The organism is Streptomyces sp. NPDC031365 (assembly GCF_055569765.1).
Genome location: NZ_JBVIIM010000045.1, coordinates 1 through 18,751 on the forward strand (window position 1 = coordinate 1; position 18,751 = coordinate 18,751).

An 18,751-nucleotide genomic window follows, 5' to 3' on the forward strand; every position below is an offset into this window, starting at 1 on the left:
CCCCCCCCCCCCCCCCCCCCCCCCCCCCCCCCCCCCCCCCCCCCCCCCCCCCCCCCCCCCCCCCCCCCCCCCCCCCCCCCCCCCCCCCCCCCGGGCTGGCTCGCTTGCACCGATTCGCGTCATTCGGGATGTGAACTCTGTACGCCCGTAAGGACTTTATCGGTTACACCTCTTGACGGCCGAAGGGCCGCAGAGCACATTGGCGTCACTCTGAGAGCGCTCTCACACGCTGTTCCGGGCTCTCGAACGCACTCCCCCGCACCAACGATCCGTACCGAGAGGGCATCCCCACATGAGTGTCACCTCCGGCATGTACCGCACCCTCCGCAGACCCCGTCCGATGCGGCGGGCACTGCTCGCCGTCGTCAGTACGCTCGCTCTCGCGGCGGGCGCGGCGACCGTCTCGAGCACGTCCGCGAGCGCCTCCGTGCCGCCTCCGCCGTCGGGCTGGACCCAGGTCTTCGCCGACGACTTCGACGGCCCCGCGGGCAGCGGTGTCAACACCGCCAACTGGCGCTACTCCACCGGCACGGGCTACCCGGGCGGCCCGGCCAACTGGGGCACCGGCGAGATCGAGACGATGACGTCCAGCGCGGACAACGTCTCTCTCGACGGCAACGGCAATCTGCGCATCACCCCGCGGCGCGATGCCTCCGGCAACTGGACCTCGGGCCGCATCGAGACCAACCGCGCCGACTTCCAGCCCCCGGCCGGGGGCATACTGCGCGTCGAGGGCCGTATCCGGACGCCGGACGTCACCGGTGCCGCCGCCAAGGGCTACTGGCCGGCCTTCTGGATGCTGGGCGCCCCCTACCGGGGCAACTACTGGAACTGGCCCGCCGTCGGCGAGCTGGACATCATGGAGAACACCCAGGGCAACAACACGGTGTTCGCCACGATGCACTGCGGCACCGCGCCGGGCGGTCCGTGCAACGAGCACAGCGGCATCGGCAGTTCGACGACCTGCCAGGGCACGACCTGCCAGGGCGGCTTCCACACCTACCGGACGGAGTGGGACCGCTCGTCGAGCGTGGAGGAGATCCGCTTCTACCTCGACGGCAACAACTTCCACACCGTTCGGGAGAACCAGGTCGACGCGACGACCTGGACCAACGCGACGAACCACGGCTACTTCGTCATCCTCAACGTGGCGATGGGCGGCGGCTTCCCCGACGCGTTCGGCGGCGGTCCGGACGCGGGCACCCAGCCCGGGCACTCGATGCTCGTCGACTACGTGCAGGTGCTGACCTCCGGTGGCGGCGGCGACCCCGGCGACCCGGGTGAGCCCGGCGACCCGGGTGAGCCCGGCAGCCGCGACGCCTACGGCACCATCCAGGCCGAGTCCTACGACGGCCAGTCCGGCACGATGAAGGAGTCGACCTCGGACTCGGGTGGCGGCCAGAACGTGGGCGCGCTCGCGGGCGGTGACTGGCTGCAGTTCAAGGGCGTCGAGTTCGGCTCCCATCCGGCCCGGCAGTTCTCCGCGCGGGTGGCCAGCGGTGCGGGGTCCGGCGTGAGCGGGCTCGTGGAAGTACGCCTGGACAGCAGGAGCAACGCACCCATCGGCAGCTTCGCGGTGGGCAACACGGGTGGCTGGCAGTCCTGGCGGACGATCCCGGCGAACATCAGCAACGTGACGGGCACGCACGACGTCTATCTGACCTTCACCAGCGGTCAGCCCGCGGACTTCGTGAACGTCAACTGGTTCACCTTCGGCCACTGATCCCACCCCCCACACCGGCCCGCGCGGCCGGGCGGGCGAAGAGGGCTCCACACATGTGTGGGGCCCCTTTTCGCGTGTCCGGCCCCGCGCCCGGCGGGCGGGCCGCATGACCGGCACGGTTCCGCGGTACCCGCCGCCGCACGAGCGGGCCGTCAGACGTGCGCGGACCCACCCACGTAAAAGTCATACTTTTAATGGGTGTACGCCGGTTCAGACAGCGATACGGACCGACCCGGACGGCCCGGACGGCCCGGACAGACCAACGCTCACCCGTCGGGGCGTACCGACCTGCGAGCCGTGCTGCCGCCGTCCGTGCGGGCCCGCGTTGCGTTCGAGTCCGGAGGAGGCTGACGTGGTACCGGTTCACGCGAGTACGGATTTCCCCTGCCGACGACGCCGCCACCGGGGAATCACCTGCCGACGCACGCGGTTGACGCCATCGCGAGAAAGAAGATGATCACTGTGAGCGAAGCGACCGCGAGCGCGGGAGCACTGAAGCGACTGTCCGACGCGGGCGTGTCGGTCTGGCTGGACGGCCTGTCCCGGGAGCGTCTCACCTCCGGCGGTCTCACCGGACTCATCGAGGCCCGCGCCGTGACCGGTGTCATCAACGACCCCTCGGTCCTCCGGACCGCCATCCGCTCCGGGGCGGGCTACGAGGAGCAGCTCACCGATCTGGCCGTACAGGGCGTCACCGTCGACGAGGCCGTACGGATGATGACCACCGCCGACGTCCGGGCCGCCGCCGATGTGCTGCGGCCCGTGTACGAGGCGACCGGCGGCCGTGACGGCCGGGTCTCCCTCGAGGCCGACCCTCGTCTGGCGCACGACACGGCGGCCACCGTCGCCGAGGCGCGGCAGCTCGCCCGTCTGGTGGACCGGCCCAACCTGATGATCAGAATCCCGGCGACTGCGGCCGGCCTCCTCGCGATCACCGAAGTGATCGGCGCCGGCATCGGCGTCGACGCGACGCTGGTCTTCTCCCTGGAGCGCTACCGCGAGGTCATGGACGCCTACCTCGACGGTCTGGAGCGGGCACGGACCGCCGGGCTCGAGCTCGCGGCAATCCACTCCGTCGCCTCGTTCTGCGTCTCCCGCGTCGACACCGAGGTCGACAAGCGACTGACGGTGCTGGGCACGCGCGAGGCCCTCGCGCTCAGGGGCCGGGCGGCCCTGGCCAACGCGCGGCTCGCCTACGCGGCGTACGAGGAGGTGTTCGGCGGTGAGCGCTGGCTGGCGCTGGCCGGTGGGTCCCGGGCCAACAAGCAGCGGCCCCTGTGGGCGTCCACCGGGGTGAAGGACCCCGCGTACCGGGACACCCTGTATGTGGAGGAGCTGGTCGCGCCCGGCACCGTCACCACGATGTCCGAGGCCACGCTGAGCGCCACCGACGAGCACGGGGTGGTCCGTGGCGACACCGTCACCGGCGGTTACGCCCAGGCACGGGCCGATCTGGCCGCCGTGGAGCGGCTCGGGATCTCGTACGACGAGGTGGTGCGACAGCTCGAGAACGAGGGTGTCGCGAAGCTCGAGGACGCCTGGCAGGAGCTGCTGGACGCGGTGACGAAATCGCTCAACAGCAAGGGAGTTGACGCGGAATGACCGAGGAGACGACCGGACCGGGGACGGACACCCGCGACGGGACGGCCGATCGGGGGACAGGCGCCCCGGACGGCATGGCGGGACCGGCGGAAGACGCGCCCGACCGCGCGACCGCACCGGCGTCGGACACCCCCGACCACCCCACCGCACCGGCGTCGGACACGTCCGCCCACCCCACCGCACCGGCGCCAGAAACCCCCGACCGCCCCACCGGACCTGCGGCAGACACCCCCGGCGCCACGAACGAAACAGCGGGACACACCCCCGACAACCCGAACGGACGCACCCCCGGCACCACGAACGAAACGGCGGCAGACGCCCCGGTGACCGATGTGACCGCGTCGAAGGACCCGGCAGGGACCGTCGCCGCACTCCCCGCGCCCCCGGCCGGCCGGCCCAACCCGCTGCGCGACCCGCGCGACCGCCGGCTGCCCCGGGTCGCGGGCCCCTCCGGGCTCGTCATCTTCGGGGTGACCGGTGACCTGTCCCGCAGGAAGCTGATGCCGGCCGTGTACGACCTTGCCAGCCGGGGTCTGCTGCCGCCGGGCTTCTCCCTGGTCGGCTTCGCCCGCCGGGACTGGGAGGACCAGGACTTCGCCGAGGTGGTGCACGACGCGGTCAAGGAGCACGCACGGACCCCGTTCCGCGAGGAGGTCTGGCAACAGCTCTCCGAGGGCATGCGGTTCGTCCCGGGTGACTTCGACGACGACCACGCGTTCGAACAGCTGCGCAAGGCCGTCGACGAGCTGGACACCTCCCGGGGCACCAGCGGCAACCACGCCTTCTATCTCTCCGTGCCGCCGAGGTTCTTCCCGAAGGTGGTGCAGCAGCTGAAGAAGCACGGTCTGGCCGACGCCCCTGGGAGTTCCTGGCGCCGGGCGGTGATCGAGAAGCCGTTCGGCCACGACCTGAGGTCGGCCGAGGAGCTCAACGCGATCGTGCACGAGGTGTTCGAGCCGGAGCAGGTCTTCCGGATCGACCACTACCTGGGCAAGGAGACCGTCCAGAACATCCTGGCGCTGCGCTTCGCCAATCAGATGTTCGAACCGATCTGGAACCGGTCCTTCGTGGACCATGTGCAGATCACCATGGCCGAGGACATCGGCATCGGCGGCCGGGCCGGCTACTACGACGGCATCGGCGCGGCCCGTGACGTGATACAGAACCACCTCCTCCAGCTGATGGCGCTCACCGCCATGGAGGAGCCCGCCTCCTTCGACGCGGCCTCGCTGCTGACCGAGAAGCTGAAGGTGTTCCGGGCCGTTCGGCTCCCGGACGACCTCGGCCGGCACACCGTGCGCGGACAGTACGCGGGCGCCTGGCAGGGCGGGGCGAAGGTGCGCGGCTATCTGGAGGAGGAGGGCATCGACCGGGCCTCCGCCACCGACACCTACGCCGCGATCAAACTGGGTGTGGACAACCGCCGCTGGGCGGGCGTCCCCTTCTATCTGCGCACCGGCAAGCGGCTCGGCCGCCGGGTCACCGAGATCGCGGTGGTACTTCAGCGGGCCCCGCACTCCCCCTTCGACTCCACCGCCACCGAGGAACTGGGCCAGAACGCCATCGTGATCCGGGTCCAGCCGGACGAGGGCATGACGGTCCGGTTCGGCTCCAAGGTGCCGGGGACGTCGATGGAGCTGCGGGACGTGACCATGGACTTCGCCTACGGCGAGTCGTTCACCGAGTCCAGCCCGGAGGCGTACGAGCGGCTCATCCTGGATGTCCTTCTGGGGGATGCCAACCTGTTCCCCCGTCACCAGGAAGTGGAGGAGTCCTGGAAGATCCTCGACCCGATCGAGGAGTACTGGGCGTCGCACGGCAGGCCGGCTCAGTACACGTCGGGCAGCTGGGGGCCCGCGGAAGCCGACGAGATGCTCGCACGAGACGGACGGAGCTGGCGCACGCCATGAAGATCGACCTGACCGACACCACGGCAAGCAAGGTCAACAAGGCGCTGGTGCAGGGCCGCCGCGCCATCGGCACTCCGGCCGTGGGCATGGTCCTGACGATGGTGATCGTCACGGACGAGGAGAACGCCTACGACTCGATCAAGGCGGCCGAGGAGGCCTCGCACGAGCACCCCTCGCGCACCCTGGTCGTCATCAAACGGCACGCCCGCAACCCGCGCGAGCGCACCCACCCCCGGCTGGACGCCGAGGTCCGGGTCGGCTCCGAGGCCGGCACCGGGGAGACGGTGGTGCTGCGGACATACGGCGAGGTCTCCGAGCACGCCGACTCGGTGGTGCTGCCGCTGCTGCTGCCGGACGCGCCGGTGGTGGTGTGGTGGCCGGCGGACGCTCCGGAGAACCCGGCGCAGGACCCGCTGGGTGCCCTGGGCCAGCGCAGGATCACCGACCTGTACGCGGTGGAGAACCCCATGGCGGTGCTCCGGGCCCGGCGGCGCACCTACGCTCCCGGAGACACCGATCTCGCCTGGACCCGGCTCACGCTGTGGCGCTCCATGCTGGCGGCGGCGCTGGACCAGGCGCAGGCGACGGTGACCTCGGCGGCCGTGGAGGCCGAGGCCGACAACCCGGCCGCCGAACTGCTGGCGCGCTGGCTGGAGGCGCGGCTACGGGTCACCGTCGAGCGGGTGGTGACCGCCGGTCCGGTCGTCACCAAGGTCCGCCTGGGCACCGCGGACGGCGAGGTCGTCATCGACCGTCCCGAGGGCCCGCTGGCCACGCTGACCCTGCCCGGGCAGCCCGCCCGCCGGCTGGCGCTGAAGGTGCGGCCCACCTCCGAACTCATCGCCGAGGAGCTCAGGCGCCTCGACGCGGACGAGATGTACGCCGTCGCCCTGCGCGGCGAGGCCACCGTGGAGGTGCCCGTTGATGCCTGACGTCCCCGAGCCGACCCGGCGACCCGAGTGGGCCGCCCTGGCGGACCACCGCGCGGACGCGCTGCCCCAGCCGGATCTGCGCGCCCTGTTCGCGGACGACCCCTCCCGCGCGGAACGGTATGTCGTGCGGGTGGGGGATCTGCGCGTCGACTACTCCAAGCACCTGGTCGACGACGAGACGCTCGCCCTGCTGCGCGAACTGGCCGAGGCCACCGACGTGTCCGGCCGGCGCGACGCCATGTTCCGCGGCGAGAGGATCAACGTCACCGAGGACCGGGCGGTGTTGCACACCGCGCTCCGCGCCCCGCGGGACGCGGTGATCGAGGCCGACGGGGAGAACGTCGTCCCGGCCGTGCACGACGTGCTCGACCGCATGGCCGACTTCGCCGGCCGGGTGCGCTCCGGCGAGTGGACCGGGCACACCGGCAGGCGCATCCGCAATGTCGTCAACATCGGCATCGGCGGTTCCGACCTCGGCCCGGCGATGGCGTACGAGGCGCTGCGCGCCTACACGGTACGGGACCTGACCTTCCGGTTCGTGTCCAACGTGGACGGCGCCGACCTGCACGAGGCGACCCGGGACCTGGACCCGGCCGAGACGCTGTTCATCATCGCGTCCAAGACCTTCACCACCATCGAGACGGTCACCAACGCCACCTCCGCGCGGACCTGGCTGCTGGACGCCCTCAAGGACGAGGAGGCGGTCGCCAGGCACTTCGTCGCCCTGTCGACGAACGCCGAGAAGGTCGCCGGGTTCGGCATCGACACGGCGAACATGTTCGAGTTCTGGGACTGGGTCGGCGGACGCTACTCCTACGACTCGGCGATCGGGCTGTCGCTGATGATCGCCATCGGCCCGGACCGCTTCCGGGAGATGCTCGACGGGTCCCGGATCGTCGACGAACACTTCCTCAACGCGCCGGTCGAGGCCAACGCCCCGATGATCATGGGCTTGTTGGGAATCTGGTACAACAACTTCTTCGACGCGCAGTCGCACGCGGTGCTGCCGTACTCGCACTACCTGTCGAAGTTCACCGCCTACCTCCAGCAGCTGGACATGGAGTCCAACGGCAAGTCGGTGGACCGTCAGGGCCAACCCGTCGCCTGGCAGACAGGACCGGTGGTGTGGGGCACGCCCGGCACCAACGGGCAGCACGCCTACTACCAGTTGCTCCATCAGGGTACGAAGCTGATTCCGGCCGACCTGATCGGCTTTGCCCGCCCGGTCGCCGGCCTGAGCGGCGAACTCCGAGCCCAGCACGACCTGTTGATGGCCAACCTGCTCGCACAGGGGCAGGCGCTCGCCTTCGGCAAGACCGCCGAGGAGGTGCGGGCGGAGGGCGTACCCGAGGAGCAGGTGCCGCACCGCACGTTCCAGGGCAACCATCCCACCACCACGATCCTGGCCACCGAGCTGACCCCCTCGGTGCTGGGCCAGCTGATCGCGCTGTACGAGCACAAGGTGTTCGTACAGGGCGCGATCTGGAACATCGACTCCTTCGACCAGTGGGGCGTCGAACTCGGCAAGGTCCTCGCCAGGCGGGTCGAGCCCGCCCTCACGGCAGGCACCGACGTCCCCGGCCTCGACCCGTCCACGGCCGCACTGGTGGCCGCCTACCGCGAACGCAGGAAGTGAACTGACATGCAGATCGGTCTTGTTGGTCTCGGCAAGATGGGCGGCAACATGCGCGAGCGCATCCGCAACGCCGGCCACACCGTCATCGGGTTCGACACGGATCCCGAACGCTCCGACGTCGACCACCTGTCCGACCTCGTCGACCGGCTCGACGGACCGCGCGTGGTGTGGGTGATGGTTCCGGCGGGGGCCGTCACCCAACGCGTCATCGATCAGCTGGGGAGCCTGCTCAAGCCCGGTGACACCGTCGTCGACGGTGGCAACTCCCGCTGGACCGACGACGAGAAACACGCCAAGGAGCTGGGCGCCCGGGGCATCGGCTTCGTGGACGCGGGCGTCTCGGGCGGCGTGTGGGGCCTGGAGCACGGGTACGCGCTGATGGTCGGCGGCGACGAGGAGCATGTGGAGCGGCTGGAGCCGATCTTCCACGCGCTCAAGCCGGACGGTCCGTACGGCTATGTCCACGCGGGCAAGGTCGGGGCGGGGCACTTCGCGAAAATGGTCCACAACGGCATCGAGTACGCCATGATGCAGGCCTACGCCGAGGGCTGGGAGCTGCTCGAGAAGGCCGACTCGGTGGACAACGTCCGGGAGGTGTTCCGCTCCTGGCAACAGGGCACCGTCATCCGCTCCTGGCTGCTGGACCTGGCGGTCGACGCCCTCGACGAGGACGAGCACCTGGAGGGGGTGCGGGGCTACGCCGACGACTCCGGCGAGGGCCGCTGGACCGTGGAGGCGGCCATCGACAACGCCGTGCCACTGCCCGCGATCACCGCCTCCCTGTTCTCCCGGTTCGCCTCCCGCCAGGAGGACTCCCCGCAGATGAAGATGGTCGCGGCACTGCGGAACCAGTTCGGTGGCCACGCCGTCGAGTCGGCGAAGAAGGCCTGAGGGCGTGGGTGATCTGCTGCTGGCGCGGCACGGTGAGACGGAGTGGAGCAGAGACGGCCGGCACACCGGCCGCACCGATCTGCCGCTGACTCCGCGCGGTGAGGACCAGGCCAGGTCCCTCGCCCCGCTGCTGGCGGGCCGGACCTTCGTACTGGTCCTCACCAGCCCGCTGGTCCGCGCCCGGCACACCGCCGGGCTGGCGGGCCTTGCGGACGCCGAGCCGGAACCCGACCTGCGGGAGTGGGACTACGGCGGCTACGAGGGGATCACCACGGCGGACATCCGCCGCGCCCGGCCCGGCTGGGACCTGTGGACCGACGGGGTGCCGCCCGGCCGGGAGTTCCCCGGGGAGTCGACGGAGCAGGTCGGCGAACGCGCGGACCGGGTGCTGTCCCAGGTGGCCGGCGTGCTGGACGAGGGGGACGTGATGCTGGTGGCCCACGGCCATCTGCTGCGCGTCCTGACGGCCCGCCGTCTGGGCCTTCCCCCGGCCGACGGCCGTCTGTTCCGTCTGGAGACGGGCACCCTGAACCGGCTCTCCCTGGAACACGGCAGCCCGGTCGTCGCGGAGTGGAACACCCGGCCGTGACGTGACCACGAGCCCGGGCAAGCCCCACCCGAAGGGGCTCGGGGAACCGCGCGAGGGGGTCCGGGGCCAAAGCCCCCGAGGACGGGACGGGACGGACAGGGCGGGGCGGCAGGGGCGAGGAAACCCCGCCCACCGACCGGCGTGGTCCGTCCGAGCGCGAGTGGAGCGGACCCCTCCGGTCGAGCGGCGCATCCGCGACCGGTCAGGAATCGAGAAGCGCCGGTGGCCGGCTCCCGCCTAGCCTAGCCTTGGCACGGCAACCGAACGGGAACACCCGTTCGAGCAAGGGGGCGGACCGCAGCCGCCGAAGGACGACCGGGTGCGTCTGCCGAAGCCGGCGGACCGGGCCGGGCCAGGAACGCCGGCGGAGACCGCGAGTGCGGCCCCGCCCGACGGATGGAGAAGCATGAGCATGGCCACGAGGACAGACCAGCAGCCGGCCGCGCCGCACGCCGCCGACAGCCACGATCTGATCCGTGTGCACGGCGCGCGCGAGAACAACCTCAAGGACGTCAGCGTCGAACTCCCCAAGCGCCGTCTGACCGTGTTCACCGGCGTGTCCGGCTCGGGCAAGAGCTCACTGGTGTTCGACACGATCGCCGCCGAGTCGCAGCGGATGATCAACGAGACGTACAGCGCCTTCCTGCAGGGCTTCATGCCGACGCTGGCACGGCCCGAGGTCGACGTGCTCGACGGGCTGACCACGGCGATCACCGTCGACCAGCAGCGGATGGGGTCCGACCCGCGCTCCACGGTCGGCACCGCCACCGACGCCAACGCGATGCTGCGCATCCTCTTCAGCCGGCTCGGCAAACCGTACTTCGGCCCGCCCGGCGCGTTCTCCTTCAACGTCGCCTCGGTCCAGGCGAGCGGAGGATTCACGGTCGACCGCGGTGCCGACAAGACCAAGACCGAGAAGGTCTCCTTCAACCGCACCGGCGGCATGTGCACGCACTGCGAGGGAAGGGGCACGGTCTCCGACATCGACCTCGCCCAGCTCTACGACGACTCCAAGTCGCTCTCGGAGGACCCCTTCACCATCCCCACCTACACCGGCGGCGGCTGGGTGGTGCGGGTCATCGCCGAGTCGGGCTTCTTCGACCCGGACAAGCCCATCCGCGAGTACACCAAGAAGGAGCGGCACGACTTCCTGTACCGCGAGCCGACCAAGGTGAAGATCAACGGCATCAACCTCACCTACGAGGGGCTGATCCCCAAGCTCCAGAAGTCGATGCTCAACAAGGACCGGGAGGCGATGCAGCCGCACATCCGGGCGTTCGTCGACCGGGCGGTCACCTTCGCCACCTGCCCCGAGTGCGACGGCACCCGTCTCACCGAGGGGGCACGGTCGTCGAAGATCAAGAAGATCAGCATCGCCGACGCCTGCTCGATGGAGATCAGGGACCTGGCCGAGTGGGTCCGCGGCCTCGACGAGCCGTCGGTGAAGCCGCTGCTCACCGCGCTCCAGCACACCCTCGACTCGTTCGTCGAGATCGGACTCGGCTATCTGTCGCTCGACCGTGCGTCCGGCACCCTGTCGGGCGGTGAGGCGCAGCGCGTGAAGATGATCCGCCATCTCGGCTCCTCGCTCACCGATGTCACCTACGTCTTCGACGAGCCCACCATCGGCCTGCACCCGCACGACATCCAGCGGATGAACAACCTGCTGCTGCGGCTGCGGGACAAGGGCAACACGGTGCTGGTGGTCGAGCACAAGCCGGAGGCGATCGCCATCGCCGACCACGTCGTCGACCTCGGCCCCGGCGCCGGTACGGCGGGCGGCACGGTCTGCTTCGAGGGCACCGTCGAGGGACTGCGGGCCAGCGACACGGTCACCGGCCGTCATCTCGACGACCGGGCCTCGGTGAAGGAGACGGTCCGCAAGGCCACCGGCACACTCTCGATCCGCGGCGCGAAGGCGAACAACCTGCGGGAGGTCGACGTCGACCTCCCGCTCGGCGTGCTCACCGTCGTCACCGGCGTGGCGGGCTCCGGCAAGAGCTCGCTGGTGCACGGGTCGATCCCCGCCGACGAGGGCGTGATCGCGGTCGACCAGACCCCGATCCGCGGCTCCCGGCGCAGCAACCCGGCCACCTACACCGGGCTGCTCGACCCGATCCGCAAGGCGTTCGCCAAGGCCAACGGGGTGAAGCCGGCGCTGTTCAGCGCCAACTCCGAGGGCGCTTGCCCCACCTGCAACGGCGCCGGCGTGATCTACACCGACCTCGGGATGATGGCGGGAGTCTCCACCACCTGCGAGGACTGCGGGGGCAAGCGGTTCCAGGCATCCGTGCTGGAGTACCGCTTCGGCGGGCGTGACATCAGCGAGGTGCTCGCGATGCCGGTGGCGGAGGCCGAGGAGTTCTTCCGCACCGGCGACGCCCGTACGCCCGCCGCGCACAGGATCCTCGAGCGGCTCGCCGACGTCGGGCTCGGATACCTGACCCTGGGCCAGCCGCTCACCACCCTGTCCGGCGGTGAGCGGCAGCGGCTCAAGCTGGCCACGCACATGGGCGACAAGGGCGGTGTCTACGTCCTCGACGAGCCGACCACCGGGCTCCACCTCGCCGACGTCGAGCAGCTGCTCGGCCTGCTGGACCGACTGGTCGACTCCGGCAAGTCGGTCATCGTGATCGAGCACCACCAGGCGGTCATGGCGCACGCCGACTGGATCATCGACCTCGGTCCCGGCGCCGGCCACGACGGCGGCCGGGTCGTCTTCGAGGGCACCCCCGCCGACCTGGTCGCCGCCCGCTCCACCCTCACGGGTGAGCACCTCGCGGAGTACGTCGGCGCCTGAGGCGGGTCCCGCGCGGCCCCGGGGCGCTATGCTCCGGCGCCGCGCGGGATGCCGTACGCCCGGTCCACCCGCAGCCGCAGCACCAGCCGCCGGTCGCGGACCATCGCCGCGCGGTAGTCGTCCCAGTCGGAGTGCTCGCCGTTGAGGTCGCGGTAGAGCCGGATGAGCTCCTCCACCGTCTCGTCGTAGGGATCCCCGGCGACGGGTGACAGTCCTGCCGTGCCTTCCGCCACCGTGTAGGCCCACCGGTCGGGAGTGGTGACGTGGTAGGACGCCCGGGGGTCGCGCCGCAGGTTGCGGGTCTTGGCCCGGTCGTCCGTGAGCGAGACGCGGATGACGCGCTCACCTGGGTAGTAGGCGTGCATGACGTTCGACAGCTGGGGCCGTCCATCGCGTTTCAGTGTGACGAGCACTCCGCCGTGCTCCTCGGAGAGCAGGGCGAGCAGTGCGTTCTGTTCGGCGTCCTGAGTCATGACTCGATCAACGGTCCGCACCGGGCCGGCGTTCCCAAGGAGAGCGATGGGAGTACTGCGGCAGGAGGCCGAGCCCGAGGAGGCCGGGCTGGACGCGACGGCACTGGAGCGCCTGGACGGGCATTTCGCCCGCCTGGTCGACGAGGGGAAGCTGCCCGGATTCCTCGTCGCCGTCGCCCGGGGCGGACGCGTCGCGCACCTCACGGCGTACGGGGCGCGGGACGTCGCGGCCGGGCTGCCCGTGCGGAGCGACACGCTGTGGCGGATCTACTCCATGACCAAGCCGGTGACCGCCGTGGGCGCGCTGATGCTGATGGAGGAGGGGCGGCTGTCGCTGGACGACCCGGTGGGCCGCCACCTGCCGGCGTTCGCCGAACCCCGCGTGTACGAGAGCGGCTCCGGTGACCGGGTACGCACCCGCCCGGCCGCCGGCCCTCTCCTGATACGGCATCTGATGACGCACACCGCCGGGCTGACGTTCGCCTTCTATCACACCCATCCCGTCGACGCGCTGTACCGCGCGGCCGGGCTGGAGTCGTCGGTGGCACCGGGGAAGGACCTGGCGGGGACGACCGATGTGTACGCGAGTCTGCCGCTGCAGTTCGATCCGGGGACGCAGTGGAACTACTCGGTCGCCTCGAACGTCCTGGGGCGGATCATCGAGGTGGTGTCGGGCCGTCCGCTCGACGAGTACCTCACCGAGCGGGTCTTCCGGCCGCTCGGTATGACGGACGCCGGATTCCAGGTCACCGACGCCCAGGCGGAGCGCCTCGCGGAGATGTACGGGGAGGCGGACGACGGCGGCATCGAACCGATCGCGGGGCTTCCGCTGCGGGGACGCCCCCGTTTCCTGTCCGGCAGCGGCGGCATGGTGGCCTCCGCCCACGACCTGCACCGGTTCATGGAACTCCTGCGCCGGCGCGGCGAACTCGACGGCACGCGGCTGCTCGCCCCGGAGACGGTGGACCTGATGACCCGCAACCACCTGCCCGGCGACGCCGATCTGCGGGCCTTCGGCAGCCGCCCCGCGCACGACGAACCCGGCAACGAGGGCGTCGGTTTCGGCCTCGGCGTCTCCGTGGTCATCGACCCGTCGCGCACCCAGGCACCGTCGAGTCCCGGCAGCTACGGCTGGAGCGGGGTGGCCACCACCACCTTCTGGGTCGACCCGGACCGCGACCTGACCGTGCAGTTCTGCACTCAGGTGCGGCCCAGGTCGTCCCACACCGTCTTCCGGGACCTCAAGCGGCTGGTGCACGAGGCGGTGGCCCGCTGACCGGGCCGCCGTCAGGACAGGTGCGCCACCGCGTCCAGATGGGGCAGATGGTGGTCGAGGCGCTCCCGCTTGGTGCGCAGATAGGTGATGTTGCTCTCGCACGGCGGGATCAGCAGCGGCACCTGCTCGGTGACCTGGACGCCGTGCCGCACCAACGCCTCGCGCTTGCGCGGGTTGTTGGACATCAGCCGCACCGACCGCACACCCAGGTCCTGGAGCATCCCGGCGGCGACGGCGTAGTCACGGGCGTCCACCGGCAGACCGAGTGCGAGATTCGCCTCGACGGTGTCCAGCCCGTCCGCCTGGAGGGCCATCGCCCGCAGCTTGGCGAGCAGCCCGATGCCACGGCCCTCGTGGCCCCTCAAGTAGACGACCACGCCGGCCCCTTCGGCCACGACCGCGCGCAGTGCCGCCGCCAGCTGGTCTCCGCACTCGCAGTGCTGGGAACCGAAGGCGTCGCCGGTCAGGCACTCCGAGTGCAGCCGGGTGAGGACCCGGTCCCTGCCGAGATCGCCGTGGACCAGGGCGACTTGTTCGTCACCGCGGTCGTGGTCCAGATAACCGACCGCCTGGAACTTCCCGTACACGGTGGGCAGCGGCGCATTCACGACGCGTTCCACACCGGTCTGCCGCGGAGGCTTCTTGCCGAGTACGCCTACTTTTTCTGTCATGATTCTCGAGTTCCTAAGCAGAGACGAAAGGCCGTGACGATATGGGTGGTTCACACATGCGGTCGGCGGCATACGGCCCGGTGCACGGTCTGTTGCCGGCGGATACTACTGAGGATGTACGGACGCGGGGAGCCGACGTCTCACAGCAGATCGCGGTTCTTCCGGTAGGGAGTTACGAGCAGCACGGTCCCTTCCTGCCGCTGGCGACCGACACACTGGTCGCCTGTGCGATCGCGCGGGAGATCGCCGACGCCTACCCGGTACACCTCCTCCCTCCGGTGACGATGTCGTGCTCGCACGAGCACGCGGCCTGGCCGGGGACCGTCTCCGTCTCCTCCGTGACCCTGCACGCGGTGATCCGGGACATCGCCGACTCGCTCCGCCGGTCGGGCGTGGACACCCTGGTACTGGTCAACGGGCACGGCGGAAACTACGTCCTGGGCAACGCCGTTCAGGAATCCTCGGCCCGCGGCGAAAAGATGGCCCTGTTCCCGGCCCCGGAGGACTGGGAGACGGCGCTCGAGCGGGCCGGCATCGTCACCTCTCTCCTCACCGACATGCACGCCGGCGAAATCGAGACTTCCATCCTTCTGCACACTCATCCCGCATTGCTCCGACCCGGTTATGAGACCTCCGACCACGTCGCGGACGACCGACGCCATCTCCTGACCCTCGGCATGACGGCCTATACGGATTCCGGCGTCATAGGCCGCCCTTCCCTCGCCTCAGCGGAAAAGGGCAGGGAACTCCTGGCGAGTCTGACGGATTCCTTCGACGCGTACATTTCACTCCTGACGGACCCGAACACCCCGCCGCCCTCCGGCGCTTGAGGACGAGGCCGAGCGCCGCCCCCCAGCCCGTCCGGCGTGTGAGGACGAGGCCGAAGGCCGACAGGAGGTCCGGGGGCGACGCCCCCGGCGATGGGAGGGGAAGGGGCGGCCGGGGCGGAAGAACCACGGCCATCGCCACGCCGCACCCCGCCGTACCACCGCACTACCAGCACCACAGCCCCCGGCAGACTCGCCACCAGACTGAGCACCCCGTACACCACGGCAACCGTCAGGCCCACCCCCGCCCCCAGCCCCGCCGCCCCGAACGCCCACGCGGTAACCCCCTCCCGCGGCCCCCAGCCCCCCACATTCAGTGGCAGCCCCATGGCCAGCAGCGCCAGCACCGCAAGCGGCAGCAACTCCGTCACCGGCGCCCCCGCCCCGGCAACCCGCGCAGCGAGCACGAACATGGCAACGTACCCAGCCAGCACCACCGCGGAAGACACGAGAACACCAGGCGCGCTGCGCCGGGAGCACAGCCCTTCCCGCGCCTCCCCGAAGATCCCGCGCACCCCCCGCCCCGGCCCTCGCCCCCGCGCCGGTGCCCGATTCATCCGCAGAGCAAGCCCCACCGCACAGGCCCCCACCACCCCGAGCCCCACCACCGGCGCCACCTGCCGCACCGGCCCGAGCACCGGTGACGGCATGCTCACCAGCACCACTCCCCCGGCGACGAACAGCGCGAGCTGCCCCGCCGTACGCTCCAGCACCACCGCCCGCACCCCCCGCCCCATGTCCCCGGCCTCTTTCCCGTGCCGCACGGCCCGGTGCACATCCCCCAGGACACCCCCGGGCAGGGCCGCGTTGAGGAACAGGGCACGGTAGTAGTCCGCGACGGCCGCCCCCAGCGGCAGCCCGATGCCGATCCCCCGCGCCACCACCGCCCAGCGCCACGCGCTGAACGCGGTGGTCACCAGCCCGATCCCCAGCGCCGCGAGCACCGTGGGCCCGTCGATGCGCCGCAGCCCGTCCAGGAACGCCCCGGTACCGAGCCGCCAGAACAGCACCGCGAGGATCACGACACCGGCGAGGGTGCCCAGACGCGTACGTACGGTACGGGTGTTGAGCCGCGCGAACCGAACCCGGAACGCACCCCCACCCTCCCCGGACGCCCTCACCGCGGTGACTTCCACCGTCTCCGAACTCATCCGGCCCCGCCCACCGGGCGGCACAGAGCGAGCAGATCGGTGTGATGGACGACCACCCGCAACTCCTCCGCCGCACAGGCCTCCAGCCGCTCGGCCAGATAGCCGTCGGCGCGCGACGCCAGCTCCGGCCGCTCCTCCACCGCCGCACCGACCCACCCCCGGAGCCACTGTTCGGTCAGCGCCGCCTGCTCCGGCCCGAGACGCCAGGGGCTCGGGTTCAGCCGCACGGTCGCCCCGTGTCCGGCGAACGCCTCGGCCGCGGCCGTGACCGCGTCGGGCCCGAGCAGACCGCCCCGCCGCTGGTGGGCGTTGAACGCCTCGGTGATCTCCTCGTCCATCGCATGCGGCGCGGTCAGCTCCACACGCCCCGCCACCGACAGCGTCAGCAGGGCGGGACAGCCGGCCCCCGCGCAGGCGGCGGCGAGGGCACCGATCTCCTCGCGGGTGAGGACGTCGAGCAGCGCGGACGCGGTCACCAGTGAGGCGCCGGACAGCACGTCCGCCGTGAGCCGGGCGACGTCCCCGCGTCGGGTCTCGACGGTGACATGGCTGCCGTCGGCGGCGGAGCGAGGGGAGGCGGCGGCGGCGAAGTGCAGCAGATAGGGGTCCCGGTCGTGCAGGACCCAGTGCTGGGCGCCGTCGAGGTGGGGCGCGAGCCAGCGGCCCATCGAACCGGTGCCGCAGCCGATGTCGTGGATGACGAGACCGTCCGCCCGGCGCGGCAGGTTGACGAGCCGGCTGCGCAACGGGTCGAGCAGGTCGTACGAGCGGGCGGCGGCGTCGGCCGGTTCGCGCAGTTGGAGCCACTCGGGCGCGTAGCGGGCCGGTTCGTCGTCGCCGGTGTCCCGCAGCCTCAGGGTGGCCCGCTCCCCGGGGCGGGGCGCGGCGGGACCGGCGCCGGGGATGACGGGCGGTCCGGCGGTACCGGTGCTCTCGGGTTCCACGGTGCTCCCTGACCGGCCGGGGGCCGTGTCCGTGACGTCCCGGGGGCCGGGCTGGGCCGGGACCGTACCGCCGTGCTGGGTGGTGGTCGCCGGTTCGGTCATGCGGCCCTCCGGGGTTCGGTCGGGAGCCGGCGCAGTACCGCCGCCAGGCTCTGTGCGGTGCTCGCCCAGCCTGCCAGCGCGGCCCGCCGGCTGCGTGCCGCCGCCTTCAGCCGGCGGCGCACGTCCGCCTCGCCGAACCATCCGCGCAGTTCGGCGGCGATGGCGGCGGGGTTCTCCGGCGGGACGAGGATGCCGGGCACTCCCCCGTCGGGTGCGCGGCCGACTGCCTCGGGCAGTCCACCGACGTCGGTCGCCAGTACCGGGATGCCGCGCGCCAGCGCCTCGGTGACCGCCATGCCGTACGTCTCCGCGTACGAGGTGAGCACCATCAGGTCGGCGGCGGCGTAGCTCGCGTCGAGTGCGGCTCCGGTCCGCGGGCCCGTCAGCTCCAGCCGGTCCTGAAGTCCGTGCAGGCGGATGAGTTCTCGCAGATGGGTGACGTAGGCGGGGTCGTGGCCGAGACCGCCGACGAGCGAGCAGTTCCACGGGAGGTCGGCCACCGAGGCCAGGGCCTCCACGAGCCGGTGCTGCCCCTTGCGCGGTGTCACGGCGGCCACGCACACCAGTCGCGAGACACCGTCGGTGCCGGGCGCGAGGGGGGCGATGTCGGCGCCGGGCGCGGCGACATGGACACGGTCGGGTGCCAGTCCGTGGTGGGAGACGAGACGGCGTACGGCCCAGTCGCTGGTGGCGATGACGGCCGGGACCGCCCGCAGCACCGCTCGTTCACGGGCGTCCAGTTCGGCGGCGAGGGCCGCGTCGAGCCCGGTCTCGTCGCCGAGGGGGAGATGGACGATTACGGCCATGCGCAGCCGTCCCTCCTCCGCCTCCGGGACGACGATCCCGGGCACCCCGCAGGCGACCAGCCCGTCAAGCAGGACGACGCTGCCGTCCGGCAGTTCCCTCAGGGTGCGGGCGAGTTCCGCCCGGGCGGTGGCGTCGGGCAGGGGCCAGTCACCGGACACGGCGTGCCGCCGCACCTGCCAGCCGAACCCGGGCAGGTCCAGACAGGCACGGCGGTCGTAGGCGTTGCCGCCGCTCGGCGCGGCCGGGTCGTCGACGCCGGCCGGCATCACGAAGTGCACCGTGCGCAGGGACATGGGGATGATCCCGTCGTTCCGCGGAAAGGACGTCTGCCGGGGAACATAGCCCAGGCGGGCGGTCCCGGCCCGGTCGATGGCCGTGTCGGCCCGGTCGATGGCCGTGTCCGCCCTGCCGGCAGTC

Annotated in this window: 14 protein-coding genes and 1 pseudogene; 10 read left to right on the top strand and 5 right to left on the bottom strand. The window is 71.4% G+C overall.

Going from position 1 to position 18,751, the window contains the following annotated elements; all coding sequences use genetic code 11:
• The first annotated feature begins 292 nt into the window (after window positions 1–292).
• From ACZ5C2_RS36475 to ACZ5C2_RS36510, 8 genes are all read left to right on the top strand, one after another.
• Window positions 293–1,723, top strand: coding sequence for a glycoside hydrolase family 16 protein (locus ACZ5C2_RS36475; RefSeq protein WP_468800965.1), 1,431 nt, complete (start codon window positions 293–295; stop codon window positions 1,721–1,723).
• 453 nt (window positions 1,724–2,176) lie between these two features.
• The gene (tal, locus tag ACZ5C2_RS36480) at window positions 2,177–3,325 is read left to right on the top strand and encodes a transaldolase (RefSeq protein WP_468800967.1); all 1,149 of its coding nucleotides are present in this window, start codon (window positions 2,177–2,179) and stop codon (window positions 3,323–3,325) included.
• Window positions 3,322–5,235, top strand: coding sequence for a glucose-6-phosphate dehydrogenase (zwf, locus tag ACZ5C2_RS36485; RefSeq protein WP_468800969.1), 1,914 nt, complete (start codon window positions 3,322–3,324; stop codon window positions 5,233–5,235). The genes tal and zwf overlap by 4 nt, the downstream gene beginning before the upstream one ends.
• On the top strand, window positions 5,232–6,167 hold the full coding sequence (opcA, locus tag ACZ5C2_RS36490; protein ID WP_468800971.1) for a glucose-6-phosphate dehydrogenase assembly protein OpcA: 936 nt from the start codon (window positions 5,232–5,234) through the stop codon (window positions 6,165–6,167). Before zwf ends, opcA begins: the two co-directional genes overlap by 4 nt.
• A complete protein-coding gene (gene pgi, locus ACZ5C2_RS36495) occupies window positions 6,160–7,803 on the top strand; it encodes a glucose-6-phosphate isomerase (protein WP_468800973.1) in 1,644 nt (547 codons plus the stop codon). Before opcA ends, pgi begins: the two co-directional genes overlap by 8 nt.
• A 6-nt stretch (window positions 7,804–7,809) precedes the next feature.
• Window positions 7,810–8,694 carry a phosphogluconate dehydrogenase (NAD(+)-dependent, decarboxylating) gene (gnd, locus tag ACZ5C2_RS36500; RefSeq protein ID WP_468800974.1) on the top strand — a complete coding sequence of 295 codons (885 nt, stop codon included), beginning with the start codon at window positions 7,810–7,812 and terminating at the stop codon, window positions 8,692–8,694.
• A gap of 4 nt (window positions 8,695–8,698) precedes the next feature.
• Window positions 8,699–9,283, top strand: a complete 585-nt coding sequence (locus ACZ5C2_RS36505) for a histidine phosphatase family protein (RefSeq protein WP_468800975.1) — start codon at window positions 8,699–8,701, stop codon at window positions 9,281–9,283.
• Window positions 9,284–9,689: 406 nt separating this feature from the next.
• Window positions 9,690–12,083 (top strand): ATP-binding cassette domain-containing protein, encoded by a 2,394-nt coding sequence (locus ACZ5C2_RS36510; RefSeq protein WP_468800977.1) that lies wholly within the window; start codon window positions 9,690–9,692, stop codon window positions 12,081–12,083.
• Window positions 12,084–12,109: 26 nt separating this feature from the next.
• Here ACZ5C2_RS36510 and ACZ5C2_RS36515 read toward each other — a convergent pair whose 3' ends face one another.
• A complete protein-coding gene (locus ACZ5C2_RS36515) occupies window positions 12,110–12,556 on the bottom strand; it encodes a PPOX class F420-dependent oxidoreductase (protein WP_468800979.1) in 447 nt (148 codons plus the stop codon).
• Window positions 12,557–12,602: 46 nt separating this feature from the next.
• Between ACZ5C2_RS36515 and ACZ5C2_RS36520 the strand changes: the two genes are divergently transcribed.
• On the top strand, window positions 12,603–13,832 hold the full coding sequence (locus ACZ5C2_RS36520; RefSeq protein WP_468800981.1) for a serine hydrolase domain-containing protein: 1,230 nt from the start codon (window positions 12,603–12,605) through the stop codon (window positions 13,830–13,832).
• 11 nt (window positions 13,833–13,843) lie between these two features.
• On the opposite strand, the gene ribA is transcribed toward ACZ5C2_RS36520, so the two are convergent.
• Window positions 13,844–14,503: a GTP cyclohydrolase II gene (gene ribA, locus ACZ5C2_RS36525; protein ID WP_468800982.1), complete on the bottom strand. Its 660-nt coding sequence runs from the start codon at window positions 14,501–14,503 to the stop codon at window positions 13,844–13,846.
• A gap of 41 nt (window positions 14,504–14,544) precedes the next feature.
• Between ribA and ACZ5C2_RS36530 the strand changes: the two genes are divergently transcribed.
• Complete coding sequence (locus tag ACZ5C2_RS36530; protein ID WP_468800984.1) at window positions 14,545–15,333, top strand: creatininase family protein; 789 nt, start codon at window positions 14,545–14,547, stop codon at window positions 15,331–15,333.
• 242 nt (window positions 15,334–15,575) lie between these two features.
• Here ACZ5C2_RS36530 and ACZ5C2_RS36535 read toward each other — a convergent pair.
• The 3 genes and pseudogenes from ACZ5C2_RS36535 to ACZ5C2_RS36545 form a co-directional block, all read right to left on the bottom strand.
• Window positions 15,576–16,481: pseudogene (locus ACZ5C2_RS36535) on the bottom strand (lysylphosphatidylglycerol synthase transmembrane domain-containing protein); the annotation flags it as partial.
• Window positions 16,478–17,527, bottom strand: a complete 1,050-nt coding sequence (locus tag ACZ5C2_RS36540) for a trans-aconitate methyltransferase (RefSeq protein ID WP_468800985.1) — start codon at window positions 17,525–17,527, stop codon at window positions 16,478–16,480. The pseudogene ACZ5C2_RS36535 and the gene ACZ5C2_RS36540, both read right to left, overlap by 4 nt.
• On the bottom strand, window positions 17,524–18,726 hold the full coding sequence (locus tag ACZ5C2_RS36545; RefSeq protein ID WP_468801016.1) for a glycosyltransferase family 4 protein: 1,203 nt from the start codon (window positions 18,724–18,726) through the stop codon (window positions 17,524–17,526). Before ACZ5C2_RS36545 ends, ACZ5C2_RS36540 begins: the two co-directional genes overlap by 4 nt.
• Window positions 18,727–18,751: the final 25 nt, after the last annotated feature.